The sequence below is a fragment of the Thermogemmata fonticola genome (assembly GCF_013694095.1).
Lineage (GTDB): Bacteria > Planctomycetota > Planctomycetia > Gemmatales > Gemmataceae > Thermogemmata > Thermogemmata fonticola.
The window spans coordinates 52,217-75,901 of sequence record NZ_JACEFB010000004.1; the positions used below are offsets into that span (position 1 = coordinate 52,217).

Here is a 23,685-nt window from a genome sequence, read left to right on the forward strand (position 1 = left end):
TTCCCATGCAGTGATGGCGAAAGGCGTGGGAAGCCAGCCTCTCTCCCGAAGCTTCGGAAGAGGGGAAAAAGGGGTGAGGGCCAGCCCCTGATGCCGCAAGGCGTTTGAAACGGGCGAATAGGCCGAACCTTCGAGGTGGAACGGACCTCTTTTCATATGATGCCGAAAGGCGTGGGAAGCCAGCCTCTCTCCCGAAGCTTCGGAAGAGGGGAAAAAGGGGTGAGGGCCAGCCCCTTCACATCCCCTGATGCCGTAAGGCGTTTGCAATGGAAATGCGGAAGAGAATGAGATAGACTCAAATAGGTGTGCTGTTACCTCCTGTGACACCCCAGAATATCGGACCACTGCCATGAGCCAGACAGAAAACAAAAGCAACTTTGAAGACGAGTATTTCGAGGGTTACTTGAAAATTTACAATTACCTTCATCCGTCGCTCGTCGATCTCGTCGTCTTCGACATCCTGGCCGAGAAGTTTGTCAAGGCCGCGGGGCACATCCTGCCGAACCTCGACGGGATCATCATGATTCCGATTTTTGCTCCCTACGAGCGAAGCGAAATCTGCAAGGTGGACGGAGAAGAGCGCGTCATTGTCGAATCCGGTTCGACCGACACCACCGGCTGTTTTTACTCGACCGAGAATTGTCTTCACTACTTCTCCGAGCAAACGCTGCCGGAAATTTTGGCTGCCCACCGCAGTCTGCTGTACCATGCTCTGATTCAACTCGAATTGGTTTATAACAAGATGAAGCGGCTCGCGGACTCAACCGAGCCGCTCAACGGGCTTTTGCAAAGCATCCTCGATCTTCAGAAACGCCTTCAGAAACTCCGGCAGAAGGCGCGGCAGCAGCCAGCCCCCGCCGACGACCCCGACGCCGAGGAGGAAGACGAGTCCTCCCCCAAGCCCTCGGCCTACGAAGTGGAATTGCGTTTTCTTTTGGAACAACTCCGGGACAAATTGCTCGAAATCCCCCTGCCGGAGGACAGAGTCGACGCCGGGGTCGATTACATCAAGTTGTTGCACAAGGCGTTCCATGTCGATCCATCGGAGACCGCCTCCCCCTCGCCGCCGCTCGTCTCCGCCTCGGAAGATACAAATCTCGCCTTTGCCTCGGAAGATGAAATGAATGAGGAAGATAGTCAGCAAATGATCATTCATCAGGCCATGATCAACCAAAGATTTCGCAATTTGGTCGAAAAGAAATTGATCAATTGGAAAGAGTTTCATCAGCACCTCCCCCAACCCCAGCTCTTTCCTGAGGAGGAGCCGACCGAAGAGGAGACAGAGCCGGAGTCGAAGGAAGACATCCCCCCGCCGAACAAGTCGCTGCTGTGAAAGGCATCTCCGCTGAGCCGCGAACGGCGGCAGGCAGCCGATTGATGGGAAAGAGCGAATGAGTCAAAAGGTCCAGATCGTCCGCCAAACGAGGCGGATCGGCTGCCTTCCTTCTTCTCGACAACCCCCGGCCAGCACGTTAGGATAGGGTGGGACATTTTCCAGATCATTCCCCACGCACCACCAGCGGTCCTGGATGCATCCTCGGCAAGCGGGGTGAGGAGGCAGTGTCATGAGCCGCAGGTACGAGTATCGCTCAGCACAGGGTCTGAGCACTTTGTTGCTGCTGTTTCTGGTTTTGTACGTGGTCGGCAATGCGGTGAGCGTCTGGTTCACGTGGGACGAGATCGTCCTGCTCCAGCAGATCATCGACGGGGTGCCGCCGCCGAAGGAGGAGCTGGTAGCGAACGATGAGCGGCTCTTCCAGTTGGGGATTGCGACGCTGCTGGAGCATGTGGTCACGGCCATTGTGTTTCTCAGTTGGGCGTATCGGGTCCATGCGAATGCTCATGCTCTGGGTGCGGAAGGGATGCAGTACACACCGGGTTGGGCGGTGGGGTGGTATTTTGTGCCGATAGCCAATCTGTTCCGGCCGTTTCAGGTGATGCGGGAGACGTTCCGGGCCTCGCATCCGGACTATGGGCCGCGGAATTGGCGGCAAGCACCGGTGCCGTCGCTGGTGGCCTTCTGGTGGGCCTTGTGGATTGTCGGCAACGTGGCGGGGCAGATTGTCATCCGTATGTCACTTGGTCAGAAGGAACCCACACCGCGGCAGATGCAGATTGCGGACAGCCTGCACATCCTCTGCGATTTGCTCTGTGTTGCTCTGGGGTTTGTGGCGATCGGCATGGTGGCCACGTTGCAGCGGTGGCAGGAGGAGAAGCATCAGCGGCAGATGGAGGCGGAGGCGGAGGGGGGGCCGGTTTATGCGGCGGAGCTGGCGGAGGAAGGCGAAGGGGCAGCAGCGGGCGCGGAACTGGCCGCGGAGGAGGAAGGGCGGACGCCGGACGATCCTGCTATGCGCTGGATATTGCCGGTGGGGCGGTCCGGGTGGGCGATTGCGGCGGGGTATCTGGGCTTGTTTTCGCTGTGGATTCTGCCCGGTCCGCTGGCACTCTGGGCGGGGATCATGGCGGTGCGGGACCTGCGGCGGCATCCGGAGAAGCGCGGCATGGGGCGGGCGATCTTCGGCATCATCATGGGCGGGCTGGCGACCCTCTATCTCTCCGTGGGGATAGTCGTTCTGGTGACAGACCTCATCATGAAGAACTGAGGGCGGGGGGCGGTGCGTTGGGCAGCGCTGGCTTCGTTCCGGGTGCGTCTCTGGTGCGTGGCATGGTTTTGTCAGCGGTTGTCGAAGTCCGAAGCGGGGCAGGAGGGAGCTAGCATGCGGCAGAGTGCTGGGGTGCTGGGGGTGGTGCTCGCGTGGGGGGTGCTGGGGGGAGGTCTGCCGCTAGCCGGATGGGAAGGCGGAGCGGCGGCGAGGGCGAAGGGAGCAGCGGAGGAAGAGGCGATGACAGCGGTGGGTCAGTCGATGGAGGCGGAGGTGGTGTATCGCGGGGGTCGGATGTGGACGGGGGAGGCAGCCCAGCCGGAGGCGTCGGCCCTGGCGGTGTGGCGCGGGCGGATCATCTGGCTGGGAGCGGAAGCGGAGGCGAAGCGGTGGATCGGACCGAGCACGGAAGTCGTGGAGCTGGAGGGTCGGCGGGTGGTGCCGGGGTTCATCGATGCCCATGTGCATTTTCTGGGCGGGGGGTTGCAGTTGGCGCGGGTCGACCTGCGGGAGGCGCGGGACGAGGCGGAGTTCGGCCGGCGGTTGCAAGAGTTTGACCGCAAGACGCCGCGGGACCGCTGGCTGCTGGGGGGAAACTGGGACCACGAGCGGACCTTCGGGGGGCGCTTGCCGACGGCGGAACTGCTGGACAAGTACGTGAAGGATCGGCCGGTGTTTTTGCGGCGCTATGACGGGCACATGGGGGTGGCGAACCGGGCGGCGCTGCGGGCGGCGGGGATCACCAAAGCCACGGCGGAGGTGGAGGGCGGCGTGATCGACCGGGATGCGCAGGGGGAACCGACGGGCATCCTGCGGGACAATGCGATGGCGTTGGTGGAGCGGGTGATCCCGGAGCCGACGGACGAGGAGATCGCGGAGGCGGTGCGGGCGGCGTTGGCACATGCGGCGGCAGTGGGCGTGACCGGCGTGGACGACATGGACGGCAGCGCCCCGCAGACGCGTCGGCGGCTGCTGCGCGTCCTGCAAAACCTGGAACGCGAAGGGCGCTTGACCTGCCGCATTCACCTGCGCTGGCCCCTGGGGCGCTACCGGGAACTGGCGGAGCTGGGTCTGGCCGGCTGGTTCGGCAGTCCCTGGCTGCGGATCGGCGGGGTGAAAGGGTTTGTCGATGGCTCGCTGGGCAGCAGTACGGCGCGGATGTGGGAACCCTACGAGAACCAGGGGGGCAACCGCGGGGTGTATGTGACGCCGGTGGAGACGCTGCGGGCGTGGATTCGCGGGGCGGATGCCGCCGGCCTGCCGGTGTGCGTCCATGCCATCGGGGACGAAGCCAACTCGGTACTGCTGGACATTTACGAGCAGATTCAGCGGGCGCAGCCGAGCCGGGAACGGCGCTTCCGCATCGAACATGCCCAGCACCTGCGCGAAGCGGACTATGGGCGCTTCCGCCAGTTGGGTGTCATCGCTTCGATGCAACCGTACCATGCGATCGACGATGGCCGCTGGGCGGAAAGCCGCATCGGGGCGCGGCGCTGTGCCCGCTCCTACGCCTTCCGCTCGCTCTTGGAGGCTGGGGCGATCCTGGCCTTCGGTTCGGACTGGCCGGTGGTGCCCCTCTCGCCGCTGTTGGGGATCGACGCCGCTGTCAACCGGCGCACCCTCGACGGCAAACACCCCCAGGGCTGGCACCCGCAGCAACGCATCGGGGTGCGCGACGCCGTCCGGGCTTACACCTGGGGCAGCGCCTACGCCACCGGCACGGAACAGGAGCGCGGCACCCTCGCCGTCGGCAAATGGGCCGACTTCGTCGTCCTCGACCGGGACATCTTCGACCCCCAGCAGCAGGACCGGATCGCCCACACCCAGGTGCTCCGCACCGTCGTCGCCGGTAAGACGGTTTACGTCAAGCGCTAAACAGAATATGCAGAGCAAATCGAATAGCTGAATCTGTCATACTTAATCACTGAGAGTATCTTCGATCTAACGCATCATGGAATGTGGAGGTGGCGGCGGGGTTCAGGTGGCGGCGCGCTGTCAGGAGGGGGAGCGCCGGATGGCCGAGGCCGGGAAGCGGACGCCGAGGATCGACGTGACCGGAATCTCACGCTCTTTCCAGACGAAGATGCCGGTGCGGAGGTGGACGTGCCAGAGGAGGTCGGCGGGGGCATTGCGGACGGCGCGGCGGAGGGTGGGGTCCGCGGCACTGCAAATGACGAAGGTGCGGCTTTCGCCGGGTTGTAAGGGGCGGTCGTGGTCCTGCTGGGCGGCTTCGTAGCGGCGGACGCCCCGGCGGAAGGGCCACTCCAGCGGCCCGCCAATGAACACCGCCGATCCCACATGCAGGCGGGTGCCGTTGAAGCGGTCCTCCTGTTCCAACTGGCTGGCCTTGCGCACCAGGGCCGGGTCCACCGGATGGAACACCCAGGCGTCGGACGTGTTCGTCAGCTTCAGATGCAGCACCAGGGCCGGGCCTGTCACCTCCTCCCGCTTCTCCTGGGCGGATTCGGCGATCAGGCGCAGGGGCCGCTCTTCCACCCGTAGCGGCTCCACGCGGAGCTGCCCCACGGTGAGCGCCCCGCCCAGAGGGACGATCAGCTCCTCCGGCAAGGGGCCGGTCAGAGGCAGGCGCAGGGCGATCTTTTTGCGGCTGGCCGGATCGTATTCGCCAAAGGTGTCCGGCAGGATGGCCAAGGGATGCGCAGGAGGCAGCGGCGGCTCGCGGAAGAACAAGCCGTAGAGCGCCACACAGGTGGCGAAAGCGGCGTAGACCGCCAGCACGGCAAACGCCAGGGGGGAAATGGGCCGCGGAGGCGGAGGGGTCGCGCGGGCCGCCCCGGACGACGGCGGAGCTTCGACCGGCACCTCCACCGGCACAATCAACGGAATGGGCAGCGGCGGCGTCGGCACATCCCCGGCGTTGCCGAAACGGAACGGACCCGGATCATCCGTCGGTGCGGACGCGGGGGGTGACGGTGGCGCGGGCGCGGCAGCCGGAACGGCGGAAGCTGAAGGCGTGGGAACGGCAGCTAGCGGCGGCACCGGAGCTGAAACCGTGCCGGGAGGCGGAGTCGGCGGGGAAACCGCGGGGGACGGCCCTGCTGCCCCCGGTCCAGCCACCGGCGCACGCGGCGGCGGCAGCGGCGTCTGCGGAGTCACCGACGGACGCTCCGGACCAGCCGGGCGTGCCGCGGCGCCCTTCCCCTCCTCCATCACTGGCAAAATCGGGCGCGGCAACTCATCTCCACAGTCGAAGAGCGAATCGGTCGGCGCGGCTTCACTCAGAATGCTGGCAGCGTCTTCCCCACCGGAGGCGGGCCGGGAAAACGGCAGCGGCGGCGACACGCTCTGCACCACCGTCGGCGCTTCGGACGCTAGCTCCTCCAGCCCAGGAGAAGAAGACGACACCACCGGAGGAGAAGACGACACCGGAGCCGACCCCGCCGAAAGCCCACCGTCCGCTCCCCCGCTCCCTGGCGGTGAAACCGCCCCCGCGGCCCCGGTCGCACCCGCCGTACCGCCTCCCTCCTCCTTCGGCACCACCACCATCTGGCGGCAGTGCGGACACCGCACCACGCGCCCCCGCTGGTGCTCCAACACTCCCATCGGCTTGTGGCAAAACGCACAGGTGATTGTCGCCGTGGCCATAGAGTCGGCAATTTTCAGTAGCTAGCTACAGTTTGTGATCATGCTTCGCTTATCCGGTCCGACGTTCCCCAAATCTTTTTTGTTCCCAAAAAGATACCTCATGGAGAGATTTTGGTCCAAACAAAAAAACCGCAAGCCGGGAACGCCCCATCGGGAACGGCATGGTCCATTCGCCCCCCTGGATGATGACACTGCAACGCTCCACTGCCGCGGGATCAACTTCCGCTTGCTCTTCTGGAAAAGGTGGAAAGCAGTACCGAACCACGCGCCTCCCCTCGGTCTGGCGCTAAACGTGACCGGGTCCGCCGCTAGGCGTCCGGGCGTTCCGTCCCCCGGCTTGCCGCGATGGGCGGCAGTTCGTCGTAGGTGCGGCCGTGGAGGAGGCGTCCGGTCAAGTCCTTGCGCACGCCGCCCCACTGCTTGAAGAAAAACGCCACGCCCGCTCGGCGGCACTGGGTCAGGATCGACTCCACCCACTCCGGCAGCATCGGCCGTGCTCCCGGCCCTGACTCCCCGCCCACGATGACCCAGGCGATCCCATCGAGGGGAAGGTGATCCAGCGGCCCCAAGAGCGGCTCGCAGGAGAGAAACCGCACCGCCGCCGGCACCTGCCGCAAGTCTGCGATGCGGCCCAGCACGCGCTCATCCTCCACGCTTACCCCCATCCAGACATGTTTCGGCCAGGGCAGCCGCGGCGCCAGCTCCCGCAATCTCTGGCTGCGCTTGGTCAGCACCTGGAAGATGTGCTGCGGGCAGGCCGCCATGGTGTCGAAGACTCGGCGGATGAACTCCTCCGGCACCTGTTCGTGGAACAGGTCGCTCATGGAGTTGACGAAGATGCGGCGGCCTCGGTGCCAGCGGCGCGGCAGGTCGAGCAGCTCCTCGTGAAGTGTCACCGCAAAGCCCCGGGCGTAGCGGGGATTACCCATCGCTTGCAGGCGCTGGGCCAGGCGCTCGGCGTAGCAGTGGCGGCACCCCTCGCTCACCTTGGTGCAGCCGGTCACGGGGTTCCAGGTCATCTCGGTCCATTCGATGCTCGATTTCGTCGCCATCGCCTGTCTCCAACACTGCCACTCGTGGTCCGCCCCTGCGGCACGGCGACTTCACGTCGCTTTCCATTCCCGGTACGGCACGGTGACTTCACGTTGCGTCCCACTCTTCCCCTTGCTGGGCCGATTCTCCCCGACCTCCGCCTCCCGCCGGTCTGGTTCGGGAAGCGGTCTTGTCGTGGGGAGCGGGGCTTTCGTCATCTGTGACTTTAGGATGTCATGGACCATTGGGAGCGGTTCTACCGTCTCGGTCACCGCTGGCGCGGCATGGGGGAGATTGCCCGGCCCGTGATGTGCTGCGGGGAAGCCGATGCACCAGAGCACTAGGCGGCGAGCAAAGCCTTCTGAAACTCTGCCGGATCGGACCACTTCACGACGGTGGAGAGGCTCTCCACCAGGCGGAAATCTTCGGGATTCCACACATCGAGCGTGTCGTCGAACAACGAAACGCATTGCAGGGCTTCCGGTCCGACGGTCAGATGGTTTAAGTCATACCAGGCAGCTAGGACGTGCTCCGCGATGGACCGTGCCGCGGCTCGGCTTCCTGTGCTCAGGACGTACACCAGGGAACTGCGAGCAGGAACGCGCACATGGAAGTCCACGACCCAAGTCCGCCCAGAACGGCCCGCGAGTTTCTTCTCCCGCTCGAATGGGAACTGGTGCTTCGTCAGCCAATCGGCTACCTCGTCCTTGACGGATTCCACCGAGCGGGTGCGGAAGGCCAACCACAGGTCCGCGACACGTATAGCGGCCTGGGCCACGCGGAGGACCACCGCTGCCACAGACTCACCGGGCCGACACCGCGCTTGCAGCATCCCCTTGTAGAACTCCACCCCGTGGGTCAGGCAGATGTCTTCGATGAGCGCTCGCTGCTTAGCGGATCGTTTCGGAGAGAGGGTTTGCAGGCGGAGCCAGCGTATCGTCTCGCCGAGGTCGGTAATCGTCAGCTCTTCCCCTGGGAGTGGTCCCACTGCTTCCTGGTGGCAGAACAGATCGATGACATCGCCGTCCGGGTACAGATAAGGCGTGCGGATTCTCAGATATCGCCCTTGGGGAGAGCAAACAAAGAGCGCTCCCAAGCCTTGACGCAAGTCTTCGCAAAAGGACGGAGCCATCATGAGAAGAGGTCCGGCTGCCAGCTTGGCCCCGCCTGAAGAGTGCCGTTGCCCGCAGAATGTCGTTGGCATTAGCTCTTCGCTCATTCTATCTATCGCCTGACTGGGAGATACACCCAGGTATTGTGGCGTCGGGCAGCCTGGCGGCCAGGGGAGATAGGCATAGAACGTGGCTAAGCCTCCTCCTGCACGGGAGCCGGGAAAACATGAGCAAACCATTTCATGAAATCCGGGATCCGATTCACGTCTTTGTGCGTCTCGATTCCGATGAGAGAAAAGTGCTCGATTCCCGCCCGTTTCAGCGTCTGCGGCATATTCACCAATTGGCAATGACTTACTTGCTCTACCCGGCGGCGACCCACAAACGGTTCGAGCATTCCCTAGGTGTCATGGAATTGGCAGGCCGAGTGTTTGATGTCGTGACCAATCCCGCACACATTACCGACGCCATTCGACAAGAATTGCCGGAATTGTCGCAACCGGACAAGCTGAACTACTGGCTGCGTGTTCTGCGGATGGCTGCGCTCTGTCATGACATGGGACATTTGCCCTTTTCCCATGCTGCCGAGAAAGAGCTCCTTCCAGAGGGGTGGAATCACGAGCGCTTGACACGCGAAATCATCCTCTCGGAGGAGATGAGGCAAATCTGGAACGCGGTGACGCCACCTTTACGGGCCGAGGACATCGTCAAGTTAGCTCTGGGACCGAAGGAAGCCGACGACATGACTTTCTCCCCCTGGGAAGCAGTCCTTTCGGAAATCATTGTGGGGGATGCGTTTGGTGTGGACCGAATGGACTACCTGCTGCGCGATTCCCACCATATCGGAGTTGCCTACGGCAAGTTTGACCATTTCCGATTGATCGATACGTTGCGCATCCTACCGACGGACTCCGGACCGGCGTTGGGTGTGGAACGGGGCGGTCTCCACTCCGCCGAGGCGCTGCTCCTAGCACGCTACTTTATGTACACGCAGGTTTATTTTCATCCGATCCGCCGAATTTACGACATTTTGCTCAAGGACTTTCTCGCGGAATGGTTGCCCGGCGGCAAATTCGATACAGACCTCGAAAAACACCTGAGCCTAACAGATGACGAGGTGCTATCAGCAATCCATGAGGCGAGCCGGGATTCGAAAAAGCCAGGCCATGCGGCGGCCCGAAGAATCGTCCGCCACGAGCACTTCAAGATGCTTTACGAACGACACCCGGACGATGTGAAGGTGAATCCCGACGCTGGTGCCGCAGTGGCCGCTGCTGCTCAAGAGAAGTTCGGCCCGGACAATGTCCGCCGCGACGCCTACACGCAGAAACGGCCCGCCACGCTTTTTCCGGTTCTTCACCGGGATGGGCAAATCCTTGATGCTGGCAAACTTTCCGAGGTCTTGGAGCACTTGCCGGTTGTCACTGTCGATTTCGTTTACATTCGCCCTGATTTGCGAAACGAGGCTAAGCAGTGGTTACGACAAAATCGCGGTGTCATCATCGGGGAACTCGCTAAAGAGGAGTGACATGATGGAGCGGTTGGATCGGTTTCAACGGGCCGCGATTTTGACCGAACTGATGGAACAACTTCGCGCTGCCGGAAGCTGGTGCGGCGAGACGCATGTTCAGAAGGCTGTCTACTTCCTCCAGGAGGCTTTGAAGGTCCCTTTGGGTTATAGGTATATTTTTTACAAATATGGCCCTTATTCTTTTGATCTCACCGAAGATCTGACCGCGCTGCGTGCGGACTATCTGATCGAATGGAATCATCGCTCGCCAGGTTACGGTCCCTCGTTGATTCCCACGCCCTGGAGTGATCAATTGCGCCAGCGCTATCCCAAAACCTTGGAAAAATACCGTCCGGCTATTCAATCCGTGGCCCAAGCTCTGGGGAGAAAGGATGTCAAGGAATTGGAGAAACTGGCCACCGCGCTTTACGTCACGCGGCAAGCCGGTGCGCCGAGCGACGTGGATAGCCGAGCGCGGCGGCTTTGTGAGCTGAAGCCACATGTGAGCCTTGAGGAAGCCCAGGCCGCGGTGGACGAGGTGGACCAGATTTGCCAACGTGCCACAGTAACGCACTAGCCATGCCGGAGGCAGAGCGGGTGCAGGGTCCAGCACCAAGGGCAAGGGTGCCGGGGGCGAAGGGGGCGGTGGGGGGCGCGGAGTGGCCCCTCGGCGTTTGTTGGGGAACGGGAAGGGCCGCGCGCAGCGCTTGATTTAGCATCGATGGCGAGGGTCTGAGGCGCAGCGCTGATCGGGCGCCGGTGGCGAAGGGCGGTGGGTCAGCGCTTGAGTTTGCTGCTGGGGGTGTCGTCGCCGGGGAGCAGGCCGACCGCCCACTGCAAGCCGCCGAGCAAATGCTTCTGGAAGCGGGGGTCCTTCCACACTTTCGGATCGTGGCCGAAGGAGGTATAAAAGACGCGCCCTTGCCCTTCCCGGCGGCACCAGGAGATGGCGTAATCGTTGTCGGCACGGGTCAGGTTTTTGCCGGGGTTGAACGACGCCGGGTCGATGCTCAGGATGATGTGGAGGCGGTCCCGGCTGAAGGGCTGATCGCGGAAGACGTACATTTCATCCTGGAACTCTTCACCGTCGGTGAAGGCGGCGGCGGCGGGATGCTTGGGGTCCTCGACCCGGATGCGGATTTTTTGGAGTCCCGGCGGATGGCCGCGGAAATAGGCGCCGATGAGGTCGCCATAGACCGATTCCGTGTAGAGGGTGTCGGTGGCGCAGTGGGTGCCCGCCAGGGCGCCGCCGGCGCGGACCCATTCCCGCAGGTCGTTCAGCTCTTCTTTGGTGACCGGGTTGCCCGTGGTGAAGAAGAGGACGACGTCGAAGTTTTTGAGGGTCTGCTTGTTGATGCGTCCGCAGTGTTCGCGTTCGACGGGAAGGCGGGTGCTGCCGCGGAAGCGTTCGGCGTAGACTTCCAGGGCGGAGCGTTCGCGGCCGCTTTTGTCTTTGACTTTGCTTTCCGGGTCGCCGGTGAAGCGCCAGCAGGTGACCTCGAAGCCGTGGGCCGGTCCGATCTGTTTGAGGACTTCCTCAGCGGTGGCGACGGAAGCGTGGATGAAGCCGCCGCTATGGGTGACCAGGAGCAGGCGTTTAGCGGCACGGGTGCCGCTGGAGGCGGCCCCGTCGAGGCGGGGCGCATCCTGATCCGCCTGGCAAGCCGCCAGGACCGCCAGGGAGAAACCGGCAGCCAGCATTCCGAAGGCGAAGGTTCGGCGACGCATGGGAAAGGACTCCTGAAGAAGGAACGGGAGGGAGGGACAACGGAGCGCCGGGCGTGACTCGGCGGCGCTCTCCGCCAATGTTATAGTCCCCCGGCGGCGGCGGAGCCTAGAGGGCCGATGGTTTCTCGTCTACAACAGGGGCAGGGCCGCGTGCGGGCCAAGGGCCAGATGCAGGGCCGGCTCCGTCTGAGCCTCCATGAGGTGACACATGGCTGACGTTGCAGCATCGAACGGCGGCCAGACTCTGCCTTCCTCCGGCCGACGAGGCTGGCGCGTGCTGCTGGTGTGGACTGTGGCGGTGTTGCTGCCCGGCGCGGGGGCGGTGGCCTGGCCGTATTTGGGACCGGCGGAGGTGGAAGTGTGCTCCAGTCCGGTGTCGCATTTTCCCGCGGCGGAATGGCCCTACGACAAACAGATTTTGGGAGCGGCCCCCCGCTTCCGCCCGCGCATCACCCACGTGCGTCTCGTGGACCTGGACCAGGATGGCCGGATGGACATCCTCGCCTGCGACGCCCAGCGGAAGCGGCTCTACTGGTACCGGCAGACAGACCGGCGGCAGTGGCAGGAAATCCCGGTGGGACCGGAATTGAACGTGCCGGCGGGGCTGGCCGTGGTCGATCTGGATGGCGACGGCGACCGGGACATCGTGGCCGCCGTACTTGGAAGTGTACTGCCGAGCGATGAGCGCATCGGGCAGGTCGTGTGGCTGGAGAACCGGGGCGGCACGTTTGTGCCCCACGTGCTGCTCGATCACGTCCGGCGGGTGGCGGATGTGCAAGCGGGGGACTTCACCGGGGAGGGCCGGCCCGATCTGGCGGTGGCGGTGTACGGCTACCATCACGGCGAGCTATTGTGGTTGGAGAACCTGGGGGGCGGGCGCTTCCGGGAGCATCTGTTGCTGGCGACGCAGGGGCCGTCGCACGTGCCGGTGGCGGACTTCACCGGAGAGGGCCGGCTGGACATCGCCGCTCTGGTGTCCCAGGACCACGAGGAAGTGTGGCTGTGGGAGAACCGGGGCAGCGGAGAGTTTGCCCCGCGGCGCATTTTCCACACGCTCAATTTTGACCTAGGCAGTGCCAGCCTGCGTGCAGCGGACCTGGATGAGGATGGCCGCCCGGACCTGCTCTTGTGCGCGGGAGACAATTTGGAGATCAACCATCACTATCCGCAACCCTGGCATGGGTGTTACTGGCTGCGCAACGGCGGAAGGGGCGGGGAGTTCACGGTCCAGCGGCTGGCTGCGGTCGGCGGCGTCTACGGAGCGGCAGTGGCGGACCTGACCGGCGATGGACGGCCCGACGTCGTCCTCGCCTGCATGTTCAACGACTGGCACCGGGCGGGTGCGGCCAGTCTGGTGCTGTTAGAGAACCGCGGCGGCGAGTTCCTGCCCCGCACGCTCGACACCCATCCGATCCACCTGGCTGTGCTCGATGCCGGTGACCTGGACGGGGATGGCCAAGCCGACCTGGTCGCCGGCAGTTTGCATTTGGACGACCTGGCGCCGGAACGCTGGGGACGGCTCACCCTCTGGCTGCGCCGCCCGCGCTAGGACTGACATGTGTTCGTCACCGTGACCTGCGAGGAACCTGCCATGCCGGCCCGCCCGCTTCTGGCCCGTTTGGAACGCCTCGGCACCTTGCTGCTGTTGCTGGAGCTGGCCGCCGCTGCGCTCGTCCTGTACCGCCGACAGGTTCAGCCCCCGCCGCCCGTCCCGGACCTCGCCGCCCTCGAACCGCTGACACGGACTGAGCTGGAAGCGCAGATCGCCCGCTGCCGTTTCGGGACGAGGTGGTGGAACCTTCTTTCCTGGCGGGACGCCGCTGCCTGGCAACAGCTCGGCGAGCAGTACCTGGCCCTGGGCTACTTTCCCGAAGCGGAAGCCTGCCTGCGCCAGGCGTTGACATGGGACCGTCATCAGGCCGATGCGGCCTTCCGCCATGCTTTCGCTCTGGAACGTCTGGGGCGGATCGACGAGGCCATCGCGGGGTACGAGGAGGCCCTGCGGCGAGGCCACAAGCGTCGGGCGGACATTCACTATTCCATCGGCAAAAATCACCTGCGGGCGGAGCGCCGGGAAGCAGCCCAAGCGGCATTCCAGGCGGCGGGGGACCTGGCGGCCGCCCGCTACGAGCTGGCCCTGCTCGCCGCCGAGGCCGGACAGGGGGAACAGGCTCGCACGCTGGCCGAACAACTGGCCCAGGAGCACCCCCAGGCGTATCACCCCGCCGCCCTGCTCCACCGCCTGGCCGTCTGGCAGAACGATCGCGCCGCTGCCGGACGCTGGGCCGACGCCTTCGAGGCGCGCCCCCACCCTCTCCCTTCCCCCTTCGACACCGAGTTCGACTGGGTCGTCCGCACCGCCAACAGTCTGGGGCGCGACCGGCGCTTCCGCGATGCCGGCCGGCTGTACCACGCCGGCCAACTGGCCGAAGCCGAGCGGCTGCTGCGCCAGACCCTGGAGGCCGCCTGGAGTCCGGAGGCGGCCGACCGCCTGGCGGATACGCTCGCCCTGCAACGCCGCCTGGCCGAAGCCCGCGAGGTGCTCCAGGACATGCTGGCGCGGGACGGGCCGACCTGGGAGCTGCTCTGGCGGCTGGGCCAAGCGGAAGCGGACCTGGGCCGGCGGGCGGAAGCCGAGGCCTACTGGCAGCGGGCCGTCACTTTGGCCACCGGTCCTGCCGCAGCGGAACTGTACCGCGATCTGAGCCAGTGGTATCAGGCGTCCCAGCCCCAGCGGGCCAGGCACTATCAGGCGCGGGCCGCTTTGGCGGAGGGGATCGGCCAGTTGGATCAGGGCCAGGCGGCGGCAGCCCTCCGCTTCCTCGAAGACGCTGTGAAGGCGGACCCGGAGCTGGCGCCGGCCTGGTTTTTCCTGGGTCAAGCTCGGCGCCGGCTCGGCCAGACCGCCGCCGCCCGCCAGGCCTACGAGCAGTGCCTGCGCTTGCAGCCGCATCATGGCCGCGCTGCTGCCGCTTTAGCCCTGCTGCCGCCGCCTTGACAATCGGATGAAATGGATACAGTTGAACATCCTCCGCTTGCGCCGCTTTGGCCCTGCTACCGTCCACTTGACAATTGGATAAAATTGATACAACTGAACATCATCCGACGGCCGCCCTCTGCCGGGCGTTCCTCCCTTTCCCCCGGCCCTGTTCGCCGCCGGCCGTTCTGCCGCCGCTGGCGGCTTTTCCCAGAACCCGGTTCGTGAAATGTCTACGTGGTGTCACAATTGCGTTTCCGCAACTTCGATGGCGCGGAGCAGGGCGCGGGCTTTGTTCACCGTCTCCTGGTATTCCAGCTCCGGCTGACTGTCGGCGACGATGCCGGCCCCGGCTTGGACGTAGGCGGTGGAACCAAGCAGAACCATCGTGCGCAGCGCGATGCAGGTGTCCATGTTGCCGCTGAAGTCCACATAGCCGACGGCCCCGCCGTAAGGACCGCGGCGGTGGGGTTCGAGTTCGTCGATGATCTCCATGGCGCGGACTTTGGGGGCGCCGCTGAGAGTGCCGGCGGGCAGGCTGGCGCGCAGGGCGTCGAAGGCCGTCAGGCCGGGCCGCAAACGCCCCGTCACCGTGCTCGACAGATGCATGACATGGCTGTAATACTCGACGGCCAGCAGGTCGCTCAACTGGACGGAACCGATCTCGGCGACGCGGCCGACATCGTTGCGGGCCAGATCGACGAGCATGATATGTTCCGCCCGTTCCTTGGGATCGCGGCGCAGTTCTTCGGCCAGGGCCTGGTCTTCCTGGGGCGTGCGTCCGCGGCGGCGGGTTCCCGCCAGAGGGCGGCTGGTGATCAGGCCGCTTTCCACCCGGCACATGATCTCCGGCGACGCCCCGATGAGCGTGGCCGGCCCGCAGCGCAGATAGAACATGAAGGGGGAAGGGCTGACCACGCGCAGGGCGCGGTAGATGTCGAAGGGGCGGGCCGTGGTCGCCGCCTCGAAGCGCTGGCTGAGCACGATTTGGAAGGCATCGCCGGCATGGATGTAGGCACGGGCTTTTTCCACCGCTGCGGCAAACTGCTTCGGCGTGAAGTTCGAGCGGACGCGGGGGGGCAGCCCCCCTCCTCCTCCTTCGGCACTGCGCGGGGCGATGTCCCGGAGCGGCCAATCCAGCCGGACCTGTTGCAGGCGCTCCACCAGGCAGTCCACCTGTTCGCCGGCGCGGGCATAAGCCGCCTCCAGGGCCGCACGCGAAGCTGCCATCCCCGGCTCGATCCGGGCGTGGGCCACCACCCGCACCGTCTTGTCCACGTGGTCGAAAATGACCATGCGGTCGTAGAAGCCGAAGGACAGGTCCGGCAGGCCGCGATCATCTGGCGGAGGCTGCGGCAGGCGTTCCACATAGCGCACGGTGTCATAACCGGCATAGCCGACGATCCCGCCGCAAAACCGGGGCAACTCCGGCAGGTGCGGACCGCGATAGCGCGACCACATCTCCTCCAGCCGCCGCAAGGGGTCCGCGCACACCTCTTCGCCCCCTTCCCCTTCGTTCCCCTGCCAGCGCACCCGCCGCTCATACGCCTCAAAGCGCAAAAACGGTCCGCTGCCCAAAAAGCTGTATCGTCCCACCCGCTCCCCGCCGACCACGCTCTCGAAGAGGAACGACCACTCCCCCTCCGCCAACCGGCCAAAGGCCGTCACCGGCGTGAGCGTATCCCCCGTCAACTGACGATACACTGGCACCATGGTGTACTGCTGGGCCAGCTCGGCGAACACCTCCAGCGGCGGATAATAACGCATGCTTGGCACCCGCTTCGTCCCTCCTCCCATTTTCCCGCTCGTGCGGCGGTCAGACCCCGGCTTCTCCCATTCTCCCGGCGGCCAGACCCCGCTGCTTCCTATTGTCGCAAACCGACCAGCCAATGGCGAAGGGGAAAACGGCGAGCGGCGAGCCGTGGGTGGCGGCGAATGGTTAATGGCGAATGGCGGAAGCGGGCGAGCGGGGCGGGTCCGGGCCGAGCTGGGCTGCGTGGTGCGGTTCTATCCGCCTTTTCCACCCAGCGTTCAGCGATTGTCGAGCTGCCAGGGTGACAATGGAAAGACACAGGGTTCAATCCACCTTTTCCACCCAGCGTTCGTCAACCTCCGCTTCCAGGCGCAGCCCCAGGAAGGAAATCTCCAGGACTAAGGCCCAGCGATTCGGTTTGAGGCGGACGACGCGGCCGAGGAATCCTTGCAGCGGCCCGCCGAGGATGCGGACCACATCCCCGACTTGGGCGATGAGCCGTTCTTGGACCAGGCGGCGTTCACTCAGCAACTGGGCCAGGTCGAGCAGTTCGGTCTGCAAGCGGCGGGGGTCCGGGGGGCGCAACACTTGGGCCACCTTGCGTCTAGTGACGGCCAGGACGCGCGGATTGCCGAGGAAGTCCGGCTCGGACACAAAAAGGTAGCCACTGAAGAGCGGGACGAGGCTTTCGCGCCGTCGGCCTTGGGAGCTAGTCCAGCGGGTCAGCAGGGGGAGGAACACGGGCACGCCCGCCTGTTCGAGGGCCTGGGCCAAGGATTTCTCCCACCGTGCCGCCGTGCGCAGGGCGGCCCAGCGTTCCACCGCGCGAACCAATTCCACCAGTTTCGGACCTTCGGTGGGAATCATGGGCGGATACCTCTGAGCACCTTTTAATCTATCATTTATTCTTATGATGAATCCATAATACCCATTGTCCGAAATTTTCTATCTCTACTGCGATTTTCCCGCAGGCTGTATCTTCGGTATTCTCCAACCCCGTGGGTCAAGTCGGGACTTGTGGGCCAAGTCGGAGAGCAACCTTTGTTGACAGCATCGTTTCAGCACCTGTAGAAAAAACAACACCACATGGAATGGGGCGGAATTGGCGCAGTTAAGCGGCGAGGGGACAGGGAGCGTCCCGCGGGTGGGACCTGGCGGTCGCGTTGGCCTGGCGCCAGGCTCGCGGAGCGTTGTCTTTTTTCGGGTGGGAAACTTGCCGGGCAGGGGCCGTTCTGATGCAGGCGGGCGGCTTGCGGATCGTGCAACTGGGCAAGTATTATCCGCCGGCACAGGGCGGGATCGAGCAGCACACCCGCACTCTGGCCCAGGGGTTGGCGCAGCTTGGCTGCCAGATGGCGGTGGTCGTGGTGAACCATCAGGACCGGCGGGGGCGGGATGTGACCTATCGGCCGGTGGCGGTGACGGCGGACTGCCAGGAATGGGACGGTGCGGTGCGGGTTTATCGCGCGGGGCGGTGGTTCCACGCCTGGCGGACGGATGTTTGCCCGCGCTTGCCGGCGCTGTTGGGCCAGTTGCAGCGGGCCTTTCGGCCTCACCTGTGGCATCTGCATGCTCCGAATATCACCATGCTGGCGGCCCTGTGTTTGGTTCCCGGCTTGTCGCCACTCGTCATCACCCATCATAGCGACATCATCCGGCAGCGGATCGGCAAGTATTTGGTCCGGCCCGCGGAACTGCGCCTCTACCGGCGGGCGCAGGCATTGGTGGCCGACAGTGCCGCTTATGCCGCGGGATCGCCATTACTCCAGCGCTTCCGGGCCAAGGTGTTCGCGGTGCCGTTGGGGATCGACGTGACAGCGTTCAGTCAGCCGGAGGCAGAAGTGCTGGAGGAAGCGGAGCGGTGGCGCCGGCGGTATGGCCAGCCGCTCTGGCTGTGCGTCGGGCGGATGACGCCGTACAAAGGGTTCGACGTGGCGATCACAGCCTTGCAGCAGGTACCAGGCCAGTTGCTGTTGGTGGGCAGCGGGCCGGAGGAGAAACGCTGGCGGCATCTGGCGGAACGCCTCGGTGTGCAGGCGCGCGTGCACTTTCTCGGCGCGGTGGAGGAAGCAGTGCTGCGCGTAGCGTACCGGGCGGCCACTGCCTTGTGGTTCCCCAGCCGCAATCGAGCCGAAGGGTTCGGCTTGGTCCAGGTGGAAGCGATGGCCTCCGGCTGCCCGGTGATCAACACGGCGATTGCCCACAGTGGGGTGCCCTGGGTCTGCCGTCATGAGCAGGAAGGGCTGACCGTGCCGGCGGACGATACGGACGCGCTGGCCCAAGCGGCGCAGCGCCTGTGGCAGGATGCCGCCCTGCGCGCCCGTCTGTCGGCGGGGGCGCTCCGCCGAGCCGCGGAGTTCGACACCCGCCTCATGTGCCAGCGCTACCTGAAGCTGTACCAGCGGGTGATCGCCAGTGCTCACAAGGGGCAGCCCGCCCTGTGCAGAAGGTTCGCCGAGTGCCCCTGATGGTTCCGGAGGACGGCCTGCTCCGCGTGCTGCATCTGAACGCCGGCAATCTCTTCGGCGGCATCGAGACCTATTTACTGACACTGGCCCGGCAGCGGCATCTCTGCCCGGCGATGGAGCTGCACTTCGGCCTCTGCTTTGCGGGCCGACTAGAACAGGAGCTACGGGCCGTGGGGGTCGGCGTGCTGGACCTGGGTCCCGTGCGGCTGAGCCGGCCCTGGACCGTCCTGCGGACGCGGCAGCGCTTGCGGCGCTTCCTGGCGGAAGGGACCATCGACGTGGTCGTCACTCATGGTTCCTGGCCGCACGTTGTTTTCGCCCCAGTGGTCCGGCGCGTGGGTCTGCCCCTGGTGCATTGCCTTCACGGCTGGCTCGATTCCCGCCACTGGCTCAACTGCTTCGCCGCCCGCACTCCACCCGATCATCTGCTGGCCAACAGCCGCTTCACCGCGGATTCCGCCGCGCAGCTCTGGCCTCAGGTTCCCGTCACGGTGATTTATCCGCCACTGCCACTGTCCGAGGAAGCCGCGATTTCGGAGGAAGCCCGGCGGCGCCTGCGGGCTAGTTTCGGTACGGACCCCGACGCCATTGTGATTCTCATGGCCGCTCGGATCGAACCACTCAAGGGGCACGCCGTACTCCTGGAAGCCTTGGGGCGCTTGCGCGCGCAGCCGGGGTGGGAATGCTGGATCGCCGGAGGTGCTCAGCGGCGGGAGGAGGTGCAGTGGCTTGCCGAACTGCGGGCAGATGCTCAGCGGCGGGGGATTGCCGAACGGGTCCGCTTCCTTGGCCAGCGTGCGGATGTGCCGGCGTTGCTGGCCGCCGCCAATCTCTACTGCCAGCCGAATGTCCAACCCGAAGGGTTCGGCCTGGCCCTGGTGGAAGCGCTCCGCGCCGGGCTGCCGGTGATCACGAGCCGCTTTGGGGGTGCCGTCGAGATCGTGACGGACGACTGCGGTATCCTTTGTCCGCCGGGTGACAGTGCAGCCGTGGCCGAGGCGCTGTGCGCCCTGATGGCCGATCCGTCCCTGCGGCAAAGGTTAAGCCAAGCCGGCCCGGCGCGAGCGCGCGCCCTCTGCAATCCCACAGAGCAATTGGCGCGGCTCTACCAGACGCTGGCGGCAGTGCGGCACTCAGTCCGGACATCGCGCCGGTAAAAACACGATCCCTGGGGGAAGACAATGCAGACCCCGCGGGCGAAGCAAAGCAAGCCGGAACGCACCGCAGGTCGCTCTTCGCCGAGGGCGGTTTGACAGAACTATGACACTGATCGCCCTTCCCATACTGGCATTCGGAGCGGCGCTGCTCGTGACGCTGCGGTCGCTGGGCGGCGGGCTGATCTGCGTGATCACGATCGGTTACTTTCATGGATATATTCGTGCCAATTATCTAAGTGTGTACACAACATTCCTGTTTGATGCAGCGATCTTGGGGTTGTATTTGGGGTTTGTGCTCGGCCATTCGGCGCGAGTGGGGCAGTTGAGCCGGTGGGCGCTCAGCGGCTGGGTGGGGCTGCTTCTGCTCTGGCCGGGGATGCTGGTGTTCGTACCTGTCAATGATTTCCTGGTCCAACTCGTAGCTTTGCGGGCGACGGTGTGGTTTGTACCCGTGCTGCTGGTGGCCAGTCAATTGACAGCGGCTGAGCTGGTGCAGTTGGCCCGCGCCCTGGCAGTGCTGAATCTGCTCGCCCTGGGCGGCGGCTTGTATGTGTATTACGCCGGTGTGGAAGCGTTATATCCATTCAATGCTGTGACCCAGATTATTTACATATCGCGGGATGTAGGCTCGGCCGGCTATCATCGCGTGCCGTCCTTCTTCCTGAGTGCCCATGCTTATGGCGGGACGATGCTCTGGACGCTGCCGCTTTTGGTGGAGCGGACCTTTGGCGTGGGGGTGCGGTGGGGGGAACGGCTGTTGGCAGCCAGCGGCCTGTTCGCGGCAGTGGTGGGGATTCTGCTCTGCGGGGCGCGGCAGCCGGCGGCTTTGGCCTTACTCATGCTCCCGGCGGCCTGGGGCTTGGCCCGCTTCCATGCCGGCGTGGGACTGCTCGCTGTCGGACTCGCCGGACTGGGACTGATCCTGTTGGAACAGAGCGAACGTTTCCAGCGAGCCAAGGAACTGCTGGACACGGAGCAAGTGGAACGGCGCGTGCGCCTGAGTGCCAATGAGTCGTTTCTGGAGTTGCTGCTGCGTTATCCGGCGGGGGCGGGGCTGGGGTCGGCGTATGGCACGAGCATTCCGTATTTTTTGGCGGATCGGGCGCCGCAGGCCATCGGCCTGGAAAACGAGTTCAGCCGCCTGCTGGTCGATCAAGGCTGGCTGGGTGTGGGATTGTGGCTGGGGTTTCTGCTGTGGCTGCTGGGCCGGCCGCCGCCGCTGCGCCTGGAGGCGAGTTTCGGCCTGGCCGTGGTCTTCATGCACGCCCTGGCGCTCGTGAGCTGGGCGACGGCCTTTATCGGCACGGGCTTGCTCTCGTCAGTGCCAGGATCAGTGCTGATGCTAGCGCAGATGGGAGTGCTCGCACGGGTGCGGGAGGTGCAGACGGCGTGGAGAAACCGGCCGGCTGGCTGATCGTGGCGGGGGACCTGGCGTTCCACGGCGGGATGGACCGGGCCAATCTGGAGCTGGCGCGGCATCTGGCGGCGGAAGAAGCCGTGCAGGTGGTCGCCCATCAGGTCGATGACACCCTGCTGACGCTACCTCAGGTGCGCGTCCAGCGCGTGCCGCGGCCTGCGGGGCGGCATCTTTTGGGCCGCCCGCTGTTGGCCTGGAGCGGACGGCGCCTGGCCCAGCGCTTGGCGCCCCAAGGCTGGCGCGTCGTGGTCAACGGCATGAATTGTCCCTGGCCGGATGTCAACTGGGTCCACTACTTGCACACGGCCTACGCTCCGGCGGCTTACGGCTCGTTGCTGCAACGCTGGAAGATGCGCTACACCCACCGCTGGGATTGCGCCGCAGAGCGCCGCCTGTTCCCGCAGACACGCCGGCTGGTGTGCAATAGCCGCCAAACGGCGCGTGAGCTGGTGGAGAAACTGGGGGTCTCTCCCGAACGCGTCTCGGTCGTGTATCTGGGGTGCGATCCGCAGGAGCTTCCTCTCGTGACTGTCGGGGAACGCGAAGCGGTGCTGCGGCAGTTCGGCTGGTCCGAGCGTCCGCGTGCCGCCTTCATCGGACAGTTGAGCGACCAGTGTAAAGGCTTCGACGTGCTTTATGCGGCCTGGCGGCGGCTGCACCAGCAGGGGGGATGGGACGCCGAGCTGCTGGTGATCGGGGAAGGGTCCCAGCGGCGGCTGTGGGAACAACGGGCAGGCGCAGAGGGACTGGCGGGGTCGATCCGCTTTCTGGGCCGGCGGCGGGATGTGCCGCAGTTACTGGCTGCCTGTGACATTCTCGTGGCACCGTCCCGTTACGATGCCTACAATCTCGCGGCGCACGAGGCCCTGTGCCGGGGCTTGCCCGCCTTGGTCTCCATCCGCGCCGGCATCAGCGAACGCTACCCGCCGGAGCTACACGACCTGATCCTGGCTGATCCAGAGGACGAGGCCGATTTGGCGGACCGCCTGCGCTCTTGGCTCCCCCGGCGGGAGGAATACGCCGCTTGCGTCCGCTCCTTCTCCGCCACGCTGCGCTCTTACACCTGGGCGGACATGGCTCGCGATTTCCGCACGGCTGTCCTGACCAGCTCCTGACTCGGCCTCCGGCGTCCTTCCGATGTCTCCGCTGCGGATCGTTCTGGTGATGATCGAAGCGCCGGTGCCATTCGGCAATGCGGCGGCGCGCTGGTTCTACGTGCTGTTGCGGGAGCTGACAGCCCGTGGACATCAGGTGACGGCCCTGGCCGCCTGTAGCAAGGCCAGCGAGATGGAAGAGGCCCGGCAGCTCTTCCCCGCGCCGCAGTATGATCTGCGCCTCTACCCTTTCCCCCAGCGCCGGGGCTGGCGGGCCAAGCTGGCCACCCTGCGCCGCCCCTACTCCTACATGTTCTCCGAGACCCTCCAGGAGGACCTGCGCGCGGAACTGGCCCGCGGCTTCGACATCCTCCATCTGGAGCAGCTCTGGTCCGGCTGGCTGGGCTTAGAGCACTGCGAGCGCGCCCTGGTCAACGTCCATCATCTGGTCCAGATCGACCTGGAACAGGTGCATCCCGACACCCTGCGGGGCCGCTTCGACCGCGCCCTGATGCTTCAGGCGGAACGTCGCCTTCTGCGCCGTCTGCGGCATTTCCGTGCCTGCACCGAGCGCCTAGTCCCCCGCATTCGCCAGCTCAATCCCCAAGCGCGGATCACCACCATCCCCGTCGGCCTGGACGCCAGCCTGTACCCGTACATAGCGGATGACCAGCGCTCCGGCGAACCGGTCGTCAGCATCATCGGGAACATGGGGTGGTATCCGACTTCCTCGGCCGCCCGCCGCCTGCTGGATCGGCTTTGGCCAGCGATCAAAAAGCGTGTGCCGACGGCCCGCCTGCAAATCGTGGGCTGGAACGCCAAAAGCGTCCTGCGCGGCTATTTGGGACAGCCCGATGTCAGTATCGAGGAAAACGTACCGGACACCCGGCCCTATTTCGAGCGGACCGCCGTGTTGCTGTACGCTCCGGCGCGCGGCAGCGGCATGAAGATCAAGATTCTGGAAGCGTTCGCTTACGGCGTGCCGGTGGTCACGACCGCGGAAGGGGTGGAGGGTCTGCCCGCCCAGGACGGCCTCCAGGCCGGCATCTGTGACGAGGACGCCGGCTTGATCGAACGCACTGTCGCCCTGCTGAAGGACCCCGCGGCGCAGAACCGGCAGCGTGCCGCCGCCCGGCAACTGCTGGAAACCCACTGCCACCCGCAAGTCACCGGATCCGCCCTGGAAGCCCTTTACCAGCAAATGCTCGCCGAGCGATGAAAACCA

Annotated in this window: 18 protein-coding genes and 1 CRISPR repeat array (1 of these 19 running past the window's edge); of the genes, 12 read left to right on the plus strand and 6 right to left on the minus strand. The window is 65.0% G+C overall.

Annotation, left to right across the window (positions count from 1 at the left end; genetic code table 11):
- A CRISPR array of direct repeats spans window positions 1-34; the repeat unit is 36 nt (it extends 1,872 nt beyond the left edge of the window).
- 315 nt (window positions 35-349) lie between these two features.
- The 3 genes from H0921_RS07670 to H0921_RS07680 all read left to right on the plus strand — a co-directional run bounded on the left by H0921_RS07670 (window position 350) and on the right by H0921_RS07680 (window position 4,481).
- Window positions 350-1,333, plus strand: coding sequence for a hypothetical protein (locus tag H0921_RS07670; protein ID WP_194537475.1), 984 nt, complete (start codon window positions 350-352; stop codon window positions 1,331-1,333).
- 232 nt (window positions 1,334-1,565) lie between these two features.
- Window positions 1,566-2,606, plus strand: a complete 1,041-nt coding sequence (locus H0921_RS18155; RefSeq protein ID WP_194537476.1) for a DUF4328 domain-containing protein — start codon at window positions 1,566-1,568, stop codon at window positions 2,604-2,606.
- A gap of 114 nt (window positions 2,607-2,720) precedes the next feature.
- Window positions 2,721-4,481 (plus strand): amidohydrolase, encoded by a 1,761-nt coding sequence (locus tag H0921_RS07680; RefSeq protein WP_228499211.1) that lies wholly within the window; start codon window positions 2,721-2,723, stop codon window positions 4,479-4,481.
- Between the two features lie 120 nt (window positions 4,482-4,601).
- Here H0921_RS07680 and H0921_RS07685 read toward each other — a convergent pair whose 3' ends face one another.
- The 3 genes from H0921_RS07685 to H0921_RS07695 all read right to left on the minus strand — a co-directional run bounded on the left by H0921_RS07685 (window position 4,602) and on the right by H0921_RS07695 (window position 8,463).
- On the minus strand, window positions 4,602-6,212 hold the full coding sequence (locus tag H0921_RS07685) for a hypothetical protein (protein ID WP_194537477.1): 1,611 nt from the start codon (window positions 6,210-6,212) through the stop codon (window positions 4,602-4,604).
- A 308-nt stretch (window positions 6,213-6,520) separates the two neighbouring features.
- The gene (locus tag H0921_RS07690) at window positions 6,521-7,264 is read right to left on the minus strand and encodes a DUF5131 family protein (protein WP_194537478.1); all 744 of its coding nucleotides are present in this window, start codon (window positions 7,262-7,264) and stop codon (window positions 6,521-6,523) included.
- Window positions 7,265-7,584: 320 nt separating this feature from the next.
- Window positions 7,585-8,463, minus strand: coding sequence for a DUF1828 domain-containing protein (locus H0921_RS07695; RefSeq protein WP_194537479.1), 879 nt, complete (start codon window positions 8,461-8,463; stop codon window positions 7,585-7,587).
- Between the two features lie 119 nt (window positions 8,464-8,582).
- On the opposite strand from H0921_RS07695, the gene H0921_RS07700 reads away from it, so the two are divergent.
- On the plus strand, window positions 8,583-9,884 hold the full coding sequence (locus H0921_RS07700; RefSeq protein WP_194537480.1) for an HD domain-containing protein: 1,302 nt from the start codon (window positions 8,583-8,585) through the stop codon (window positions 9,882-9,884).
- A 1-nt stretch (window position 9,885) separates the two neighbouring features.
- Window positions 9,886-10,443, plus strand: a complete 558-nt coding sequence (locus H0921_RS07705) for a hypothetical protein (protein WP_194537481.1) — start codon at window positions 9,886-9,888, stop codon at window positions 10,441-10,443.
- Window positions 10,444-10,643: 200 nt separating this feature from the next.
- Here the strand turns inward: H0921_RS07705 and H0921_RS07710 are convergent, their stop codons facing one another.
- A complete protein-coding gene (locus H0921_RS07710; RefSeq protein WP_228499213.1) occupies window positions 10,644-11,594 on the minus strand; it encodes a ThuA domain-containing protein in 951 nt (316 codons plus the stop codon).
- 208 nt (window positions 11,595-11,802) lie between these two features.
- Between H0921_RS07710 and H0921_RS07715 the strand changes: the two genes are divergently transcribed.
- Entirely contained in the window at window positions 11,803-13,143 is a 1,341-nt protein-coding gene (locus tag H0921_RS07715) for an FG-GAP repeat domain-containing protein (RefSeq protein ID WP_194537482.1), read from the plus strand.
- 9 nt (window positions 13,144-13,152) lie between these two features.
- Window positions 13,153-14,592 (plus strand): tetratricopeptide repeat protein, encoded by a 1,440-nt coding sequence (locus tag H0921_RS07720; RefSeq protein WP_194537483.1) that lies wholly within the window; start codon window positions 13,153-13,155, stop codon window positions 14,590-14,592.
- Window positions 14,593-14,814: 222 nt separating this feature from the next.
- Here the strand turns inward: H0921_RS07720 and trpE are convergent, their stop codons facing one another.
- Both trpE and nusG read right to left on the minus strand, forming a co-directional pair.
- A complete protein-coding gene (trpE, locus tag H0921_RS07725) occupies window positions 14,815-16,338 on the minus strand; it encodes an anthranilate synthase component I (RefSeq protein ID WP_194537642.1) in 1,524 nt (507 codons plus the stop codon).
- A gap of 310 nt (window positions 16,339-16,648) precedes the next feature.
- Window positions 16,649-17,191 (minus strand): transcription termination/antitermination protein NusG, encoded by a 543-nt coding sequence (gene nusG, locus H0921_RS07730; RefSeq protein WP_194537484.1) that lies wholly within the window; start codon window positions 17,189-17,191, stop codon window positions 16,649-16,651.
- A gap of 368 nt (window positions 17,192-17,559) precedes the next feature.
- Here nusG and H0921_RS07735 point away from each other — a divergent pair, with 368 nt between their 5' ends.
- The 5 genes from H0921_RS07735 (at window position 17,560) to H0921_RS07755 (ending at window position 23,679) form a co-directional block, all read left to right on the plus strand.
- Window positions 17,560-18,792, plus strand: a complete 1,233-nt coding sequence (locus tag H0921_RS07735) for a glycosyltransferase (protein ID WP_228499216.1) — start codon at window positions 17,560-17,562, stop codon at window positions 18,790-18,792.
- Window positions 18,792-19,949: a glycosyltransferase gene (locus H0921_RS07740; protein WP_194537644.1), complete on the plus strand. Its 1,158-nt coding sequence runs from the start codon at window positions 18,792-18,794 to the stop codon at window positions 19,947-19,949. The genes H0921_RS07735 and H0921_RS07740 overlap by 1 nt, the downstream gene beginning before the upstream one ends.
- 103 nt (window positions 19,950-20,052) lie before the next feature.
- On the plus strand, window positions 20,053-21,363 hold the full coding sequence (locus H0921_RS07745; RefSeq protein ID WP_194537485.1) for a hypothetical protein: 1,311 nt from the start codon (window positions 20,053-20,055) through the stop codon (window positions 21,361-21,363).
- Window positions 21,339-22,481: a glycosyltransferase family 4 protein gene (locus H0921_RS07750; protein WP_194537486.1), complete on the plus strand. Its 1,143-nt coding sequence runs from the start codon at window positions 21,339-21,341 to the stop codon at window positions 22,479-22,481. Before H0921_RS07745 ends, H0921_RS07750 begins: the two co-directional genes overlap by 25 nt.
- A 22-nt stretch (window positions 22,482-22,503) precedes the next feature.
- A complete protein-coding gene (locus H0921_RS07755; protein ID WP_194537487.1) occupies window positions 22,504-23,679 on the plus strand; it encodes a glycosyltransferase family 4 protein in 1,176 nt (391 codons plus the stop codon).
- Window positions 23,680-23,685 lie beyond the last annotated feature (6 nt).

Bases quoted from the DNA above. Each gene is read 5' to 3' on its own strand.
- H0921_RS07710 (WP_228499213.1), bottom strand. From the start codon at position 11,594: ATGCGTCGCCGAACCTTCGCCTTCGGAATGCTGGCTGCCGGTTTCTCC.
- H0921_RS07695 (WP_194537479.1), bottom strand. From the start codon at position 8,463: ATGAGCGAAGAGCTAATGCCAACGACATTCTGCGGGCAACGGCACTCT.
- H0921_RS07680 (WP_228499211.1), top strand. From the start codon at position 2,721: ATGCGGCAGAGTGCTGGGGTGCTGGGGGTGGTGCTCGCGTGGGGGGTG.
- H0921_RS07670 (WP_194537475.1), top strand. From the start codon at position 350: ATGAGCCAGACAGAAAACAAAAGCAACTTTGAAGACGAGTATTTCGAG.
- H0921_RS07745 (WP_194537485.1), top strand. From the start codon at position 20,053: ATGACACTGATCGCCCTTCCCATACTGGCATTCGGAGCGGCGCTGCTC.
- H0921_RS07700 (WP_194537480.1), top strand. From the start codon at position 8,583: ATGAGCAAACCATTTCATGAAATCCGGGATCCGATTCACGTCTTTGTG.
- H0921_RS07690 (WP_194537478.1), bottom strand. From the start codon at position 7,264: ATGGCGACGAAATCGAGCATCGAATGGACCGAGATGACCTGGAACCCC.
- nusG (WP_194537484.1), bottom strand. From the start codon at position 17,191: ATGATTCCCACCGAAGGTCCGAAACTGGTGGAATTGGTTCGCGCGGTG.
- H0921_RS18155 (WP_194537476.1), top strand. From the start codon at position 1,566: ATGAGCCGCAGGTACGAGTATCGCTCAGCACAGGGTCTGAGCACTTTG.
- trpE (WP_194537642.1), bottom strand. From the start codon at position 16,338: ATGCGTTATTATCCGCCGCTGGAGGTGTTCGCCGAGCTGGCCCAGCAG.
- H0921_RS07735 (WP_228499216.1), top strand. From the start codon at position 17,560: ATGCAGGCGGGCGGCTTGCGGATCGTGCAACTGGGCAAGTATTATCCG.
- H0921_RS07755 (WP_194537487.1), top strand. From the start codon at position 22,504: ATGTCTCCGCTGCGGATCGTTCTGGTGATGATCGAAGCGCCGGTGCCA.
- H0921_RS07740 (WP_194537644.1), top strand. From the start codon at position 18,792: ATGGTTCCGGAGGACGGCCTGCTCCGCGTGCTGCATCTGAACGCCGGC.
- H0921_RS07715 (WP_194537482.1), top strand. From the start codon at position 11,803: ATGGCTGACGTTGCAGCATCGAACGGCGGCCAGACTCTGCCTTCCTCC.
- H0921_RS07705 (WP_194537481.1), top strand. From the start codon at position 9,886: ATGATGGAGCGGTTGGATCGGTTTCAACGGGCCGCGATTTTGACCGAA.
- H0921_RS07685 (WP_194537477.1), bottom strand. From the start codon at position 6,212: ATGGCCACGGCGACAATCACCTGTGCGTTTTGCCACAAGCCGATGGGA.